At 33.7% G+C, this 7,140-nt stretch carries 6 protein-coding genes; 5 read left to right on the top strand and 1 reads right to left on the bottom strand.

What is annotated here, in order from left to right; translation table 11 throughout:
• Positions 1 to 411 precede the first annotated feature (411 nt).
• Positions 412 to 2,811, bottom strand: a complete 2,400-nt coding sequence (locus Q0845_RS27640) for an outer membrane beta-barrel family protein (RefSeq protein WP_298521197.1) — start codon at positions 2,809 to 2,811, stop codon at positions 412 to 414.
• A gap of 332 nt (positions 2,812 to 3,143) precedes the next feature.
• Here Q0845_RS27640 and Q0845_RS27635 point away from each other — a divergent pair, with 332 nt between their 5' ends.
• The 5 genes from Q0845_RS27635 to Q0845_RS27615 form a co-directional block, all read left to right on the top strand.
• A complete protein-coding gene (locus Q0845_RS27635) occupies positions 3,144 to 4,238 on the top strand; it encodes a sensor histidine kinase (protein ID WP_298521196.1) in 1,095 nt (364 codons plus the stop codon).
• Positions 4,235 to 4,942 carry a LytTR family DNA-binding domain-containing protein gene (locus Q0845_RS27630; RefSeq protein ID WP_298521194.1) on the top strand — a complete coding sequence of 236 codons (708 nt, stop codon included), beginning with the start codon at positions 4,235 to 4,237 and terminating at the stop codon, positions 4,940 to 4,942. The genes Q0845_RS27635 and Q0845_RS27630 overlap by 4 nt, the downstream gene beginning before the upstream one ends.
• A gap of 300 nt (positions 4,943 to 5,242) precedes the next feature.
• Positions 5,243 to 5,731, top strand: a complete 489-nt coding sequence (locus Q0845_RS27625; RefSeq protein WP_298521192.1) for a hypothetical protein — start codon at positions 5,243 to 5,245, stop codon at positions 5,729 to 5,731.
• Positions 5,732 to 5,749: 18 nt separating this feature from the next.
• Positions 5,750 to 6,274, top strand: coding sequence for a DMP19 family protein (locus Q0845_RS27620; protein ID WP_298521191.1), 525 nt, complete (start codon positions 5,750 to 5,752; stop codon positions 6,272 to 6,274).
• Between the two features lie 255 nt (positions 6,275 to 6,529).
• On the top strand, positions 6,530 to 7,140 hold a 611-nt coding region (locus Q0845_RS27615), incomplete at its 3' end, for a leucine-rich repeat domain-containing protein (RefSeq protein WP_298521189.1).

The raw sequence follows: 7,140 nt of genomic DNA, 5'->3' as shown, positions 1-7,140 counted from the left end.
GAATTTTGTATCGAGAACAGCTAAGAATTCCAAGTACTTCTCGATACAATTCGCTTGGGCGAATCACTCGAAGTGACATTATATTATTTGAAGAAACATAATTTCTAAAAACAGAGCACTTTTACATTTAAAATTTAGCATTTTACATTTATAATTTTTAAAGTAACAGATTGCTTCGTCATACTTCCTCGCAATGACGTAACAAATTTTCTTTCTTCAATTTTGAAAACCTTCTCAAAGCGACAATAGTATATAATACGTCACTACGAGGAGTAAAGCGACGTGGTAGTCCGTGTATCTAATAATACAATTGTTATAAAGTAACAGATTGCCACGTCATACTTCCTCGCAATGACGTATCTAACAGCGTCAGCGATCTAAGAGATTCCTTAGCAAGAATCGATCTAGAAATCAAAGCCTACGCTGCTCATCACGTAAATCAACATCTTTAACACGCTTCTTTTTCCCAGAACCAAAATTATACGTTAATGACAGTGTAAACTTGCGGACTTCCCAACGATTTTCCCATTCCGTTCGTACATTATCTTGAATCGTTAAACTTCGCCATCTGCTGGTTTTAAAGATATTGTCAGCTCTGACTAACAAGCGAAATTTTTCTCCAAAAAAGAACTTCTTCACACGAAACGACATATCATACGAAGGTTTCGATTCCGTGTTTCCATTACGGCCAGCGGCTGCATAAAAGCTATTCCAATACACGGTCCAATCGTTTTTTAAGTTGAATGTCTGATTAACGGTTGCATACCAATTTGTCCCAGTTTCGTCATAACGAAAATTTGGAATCTCCGATCGTGCGTGATTGTATGAGAAATCACCATAAAAATCGATATCCCAAAAATTGAAAGGAGAAAGAGAAGTATTCAATGAAATTCCAACATCTTGTGAAGTGGCAATATTCGCCTGAAACATCGTAGTAATCTGCGTTTCTTCATCATAATCAAACACACGATCCATTAGATCATTCGTGAATTTTGCATATATAGAAGCGGATGTTTTTTGCTTGTAAACCCAGGTGAAATCTAGCGAATGTGTGAATTGCGGTTGTAAATTCGGATTTCCAACTTCTACATTATACGTATCTACATATTCAAAAAATGGATTTAATGATAAATAACGCGGACGCTGAATTCGTCTGCTATACGAGAATTTAAACTGATTGTGATCTAAATTATGATTCACACTAAACGAAGGAAACAACGATACATAATCGCCCGTATTCGAAGACAGAGCTGTGATGGAAGTTGCATCATAATCAATATATTCGGCTCGTAAACCTGCTTGAAAACTCCAGTTTTTACGATTATAATTCATAATTCCGTACAAAGCACCAATCGATTCTTTGTATTCCAATTCGTTGCTGCGATTAATGTCTAGCTCAAAATTGGTATTTGTAGTGCGTTCAAACAACATATTGTTATAATCATTAGAAACATAACTATATTTTAAACCTGTTTCAAGTGTAAACTGATCGCTTAATTGTTTTTCATAATCAATTCGTGTACTGAGAATATTATATTTCGTAGGATTGTCATTTCTAATGATTTCTGGATTTCTATATTGCTGATTGTCAGCTACCGTAAAATATGAATTTGTTGTAGTCTGATCTTGCGTATTGGTATAGGTTGCATAATTTATTTGCGCATCAAACTTCGTATCCAAACTATCGGAAGCAAAACTATAATACAAGTTTCCTGTCAAACGTTTATTGTTTTCATCGAGCGAATTATCTAAAATGGTAAAACGTTCGTAATTTCCATTATAAAACTCATTGGTGCGTCCTTCAGTTACTTCATTACTATTGTAAATGTTGAAATTCCACGAAGTTCCCAAGGTTGCATTTTTTGAAACTGCGTATGAAACGCCTAGCTTTGAAGTCAGACTTGTCGAAATTGGAAACCAATCGTTGATTTGATCCAAAGTGGTTTGTAAGTTTGGTTGCTCAATACTTTGCACTACGTTTCTATGATTGACAGATTCAAAGTATCCATAATAAATTCCCGCATTCAAATTCCACTTTTCTGTTTGATTGAACAAATTCAATCCATAACTATTTTTAATAAACTCCGCATAACCAACAGAACCAAATACATTTCCTGTAAAGCCAAGATATACGGGCTTTTTAAGTCGAATATTTAAAATTCCGCCTGTGCCAGCTGCATCGTATTTCGCAGAAGGATTTGCGATGATTTCTACGGCTTTGATATTGTCGCCCGCCAGAGTTTTTAAATACTGTTTCAATGCATCACCTGATAGAAGTGAAGGTTTTCCATCAATCAATATTTGTAGATTTCCATCACCGCGAAACAGAATATTTTCATCCTTATCCAAACGCATGCCTGGCAATTTACTCAACGTTTCAAGCGCATCATTTCCTGCGCCAAGTCCTGATTTATCTACATCGACAATCATTTTATCGCCCGTCATTTTAATCAATCGCTTCTTTTGCAAAATGACCACAGCATCCAATTCCGATACATCGACGGTTAAGTTAATATTCAATGTCTTTTCAGCATTTGTTTCTGTAAACACATCACTTTTATACGTCACATAACCGAGCGTTTCTACCTTTACATAAAAAGGTGCATTATTGAATGTGATTTTATAGTTTCCATTGTCATCGCTGTACGCATAGCCAAGTAACGTATCTGCGGAAGCGTCAAAAACAGTAATTGCGGCAAGCGGAAGCTTTTCATTGGTAGTTGTTGCCGAGATGGTTCCTGACAATGTCAATTCTTGCGAAAGCATCGTAAAAGAGTAAAAAAATGTGAGAATGATGATGAATTGTTTCATGTTAAAATGAGATTTTTAAATTGTAGTTCATTTTTGATCGTTATATCACTTAAAAACTATTTGTCACTTCGAGCGCAGTCGAGAAGCCAACAAAAATTTATATTCTAATTAAATCTCGACTGCGCTCGATTAGACATTATTTTAATGTATTAAAACTGCATCGAATCCAGAATGACGTATTGAATGCGTTTATGATTTTATTTGATCCAAAACTAAGTGAGAAACAATGTAGAAAATGATAAAAAACATGAGCGTATAAAAAGTCATGACGAAACCCAAAAACGATTCCATTAGATTTTTTGTGGGCTCTTTTTTCGGGTTGATATAAAAAAATGACCTGTTCGTCCCAAAAACAGCAGAAACATCAAGAAAACAGATACATTTGTGACATGGAAATTAAAAAGCATTGGAAATATCACGTTATTTTGGGGATTGCTCTTTTACTATTGGAATGGTTGGAAGACTATACCATTAATGGAATGAAAGGCTTGATGACCAATTTTAGTGGAGAATATCAAGGATTATTGCTTACTTTCTATGCCTGTTCTATTGCAATTTATTTCTTGAATTTCTTTGTCATCGCACCAAAATTACTCTCTAAAAAACGCTTGATTCCTTTTATTTTAGCGGTTTTCGGAATGATTTTACTATTTGCAGGATTGCGTTATTTGACCCAAGAAGTGATTCTATTTGAAATTACAGGCCAACACAATTATCACAACAAATCGCGCGAATTAATTTACTATGTTTTTGACAATTCATATTATGCAATTAAGCCGATTTTATACAGTACCATTGTATTTTTAGTATTGCAATACAATGAAAATAAAGACAAACTTTTTCAGTTGAAGCTGGAACATAATAAAGGCGAAATCAGCTTTTTAAAATCACAAATCAGTCCACATTTTTTATTCAATACCTTGAATACTTTTTATAGCGAATTGATTGACAAACAACCGAATACTGCCAAAGACATTCATCGTTTATCTGAATTATTGCGTTATGTCACCTATGAATCGAGTCAGGATTTTATGCCCTTAGCTAAAGAATTGAAGTTTATAGAAGATTATATGTACTTTTATAAAATTCGTTTTGAAGATCAGTTGTTTGTTGATTTTTCTGTGGAAGGCGAAGTAGGAGACAAGCAAGTGCCATCGTTGGTATTGATTCACTTTGTAGAAAATCTGTTTAAACACGGAATTGTGAATGATGAAAACCATCCTGCTGAAATAAAAGTTACTATTGAAGATCACTTTTTACAATTGACAACCAAAAATAAAGTCTTACTTTCAGACAAATATATGGACGCTGGCGTTGGTGCAGAAAATGTACAAAAACGTTTAAAAGCGATCTTTACAGATGAATTTGAAGTGAATTATAATAACGAAAACGGAGTGTTTCAAGCGTATTTAAAATTGCCACTATGAATACTACCATAAAATGTATCATTGTCGATGACGAACCGCCAGCAATTCGCTTGTTGGAAAAATATGTAGCAAAAGTCTCGTTTTTGGAATTGGTCACAGCTACCACCAAACCGTTGGAAGCTTTGCAAATTCTAGAAAAAGAACAAATTGATTTGGTGTTTTTGGACATTCAAATGCCTGAGTTGTCGGGAATTCAATTATCGAAAATCATTCACAACAAAACCAATATTATCTTTACCACGGCGTATCCACAATTTGCTTTGGAAAGCTATGAACTTGATGCGGTAGATTATCTGCTAAAACCCTTTGAATTTGATCGCTTCTACAAAGCTGTACTCAAACTCAACGAACCAAAAACTATAGAAACCACAAGTATCACCGACGATTTTCTATTCGTAAAAACTGATGGTAAAAACAACTTTGAGAAAATCTACACCAAAGATATTCAGTATATAGAAGGTTTAAAAAACTATGTTGCTATTCATTTGGAAAACAAACAAATCATTACTTACAACACCTTAAAAAACATTGAAGAATGCTTACCGACTTCGATGTTTATCAAAACGCATAAATCCTATATCATTTCCTTGGCGCATATTACCAAAACGGATTCCAATTCGGCCTACATTCAAAATACGGACATTCCGATTGGTGATACGTATAAAAAGGCGTTTTTTGATAAAATACAGGAGCGAAAATTATAGATTTCTTCTTAGATTCGTCATTACGAGCACAGCGCGGTAATCTGTTTATTGTATAGCGTATTTGTTATTTAAAGTCACAGGTTGCTTCGTCATGCTTCCTCGCAAGGACGTATCATATTTCTTTATCATTCAGAAACGCTACTAGATTTTAGACATATTAGATACGTCATTGCGAGAAGCATAGCGACGTGGCAATCTGGTTCTTTAGAATAGTTCATTATTTGTGGAACTATGCTATATTTGAAGAACTTCAATGTACAATTTGTATGTTTTTAAGTAATTTCATCAAAAAGAAAAAGAATGTCCGATACAATATCGAATCCGCTAAAATATCTAATTCTTGGAATTTCAGTATTCATTTTAGTGTACCTAATAATTGGCATTGGGCCCACCAATATCTTTGGATTGGAAGAAACTCTGCAAGAGAAAACAGGATATTTTTTTCATGAAACGATTGATTATTTTGATTATGGATTGATCGCATTGATTCCTTTTATTGGAATGCTACTGACTTCAAAACGCAAGAAATTTACCTACTCTAATTTGATAATTGATATCTTCATTATCCTACTTTGTGCAGCCATATCATTTATAATTGGAGTTTTTATTTTAACTTTTATCGGAAAACCTTCCAATCCATTAATTCCACAATACTTGATTGCGGAACCTATTGCGATCTATTCTGCAATTACTATTGGAGTAGGAATGGTACTTCCGTTTGTATTCATAAAACGGGCTAACAAACTAAGTGAAATAGACGAAATACATGAGATTGGTGCTAGAAACTAAGCTAACAAGACAGTAAGAATGAAAAAGTTTTTAAATAGAATTTTCGGAAAAAAGGCAACGCAAGACAAATTGCAATCAAAAAGTCTTGACGAAATCTTGCAATTAGAAGATGCTACTGAAACCGTAATTCAAATTGATGAACTTCTTTGGGGTAAATCAAAAAATGACACGAATTTTGAATCTCTGAACGACTATGAAAAAAATGTCTTATTCATTGGAATGTTAGAAAGAGAAGTCAATAATGGCGGATTTGATCAATATTTCTTTAACAGTTCTGGAGAATATGCGCATGAAACGCTAACGGCACTTAAAGATATAAATGCTCCAAAAATGGCAGCAATTTTACATCAAGCAATCAAAATATTTCCAACCGTGCCAATTCCAAAAAATGCTGAAGCACGAAGAGAATGCATGGAGAAAATCTCTGAAACCATCACAGACAACTGGGACAGTCTTGACAACGAATTTTATCAATATCCCGAAAACTTGACAGAACTTAGTATTGAATATGTGAAAAATAATAAAAGTAAGTTTCAGTTGTAAAACAAAAATATCGAAAAAATCTATTTATCATATAATACTTTTATTCTTTACAGTTTGAGATTGCCACGTCGCAAACTACTCGCAATGACGTAACCAATACAGCTAACAAGTCTAAGCTAGTCTAAAAATCTAACATATCTAACTTAAAAAGTTTACAATGAGCCTGTCGAAGTGTAAGATTTTATTTCCTATTTTAGTAAGATATATAAAAACTATCACATCGTACACAGTCGAGATGGAAATAAAGTAAACTACATGTCAAAAGAATTAAAACCTTCAGATTTTGAGAATGAATTGGAATATGTGGAAGCGGAATTGGGGATTAACATTCCAAATGGTGATTATAACATAAATAAAGAAGGAAAACTGTTAATGTTAGACATTTCCAACAACAGAATCTCGGATATCAGTTGTCTAAGGCATCTTAAATCATTAGAAAAGTTAATAGCCTCTAAAAATAAAATAAGTGATATCCAAGCACTTTCCAAGTTGACTTCCTTGACAAAATTGTCTCTTTATTCTAATCAAATTCAAGATATTGGAGCACTTTCTCCATTGACTTCCTTGACAGAATTGTATCTTTCTTCTAATCAAATTCAAGATATTGGAGCACTTTCTCCATTGACTTCCTTGACAGAATTGTATCTTTCTTCTAATCAAATTCAAGATATTGGAGCACTTTCTCCATTGACTTCCTTGACAGAATTGTATCTTTCTGATAATCAAATTCAAGATATCCAAGTACTTTCTAACTTGACTTCATTGAAAGAGTTGTATCTTAGATCTAACCAAATTCAAGATATCCAAGCACTTTCCAAGTTGACTTCATTGACTTGGTTGCATCTTTCTGATAATAAAATTCAAGA

It is taken from the genome of uncultured Kordia sp. (genome assembly GCF_947489565.1).
Lineage (GTDB): Bacteria > Bacteroidota > Bacteroidia > Flavobacteriales > Flavobacteriaceae > Kordia.
Note: the sequence above shows the minus strand (reverse complement) of the source record. Positions and strands in the feature narration are given on the sequence as shown.

Bases quoted from the DNA above. Each gene is read 5' to 3' on its own strand.
- Q0845_RS27630 (WP_298521194.1), top strand. From the start codon at position 4,235: ATGAATACTACCATAAAATGTATCATTGTCGATGACGAACCGCCAGCA.
- Q0845_RS27640 (WP_298521197.1), bottom strand. From the start codon at position 2,811: ATGAAACAATTCATCATCATTCTCACATTTTTTTACTCTTTTACGATG.
- Q0845_RS27625 (WP_298521192.1), top strand. From the start codon at position 5,243: ATGTCCGATACAATATCGAATCCGCTAAAATATCTAATTCTTGGAATT.
- Q0845_RS27635 (WP_298521196.1), top strand. From the start codon at position 3,144: ATGACCTGTTCGTCCCAAAAACAGCAGAAACATCAAGAAAACAGATAC.
- Q0845_RS27620 (WP_298521191.1), top strand. From the start codon at position 5,750: ATGAAAAAGTTTTTAAATAGAATTTTCGGAAAAAAGGCAACGCAAGAC.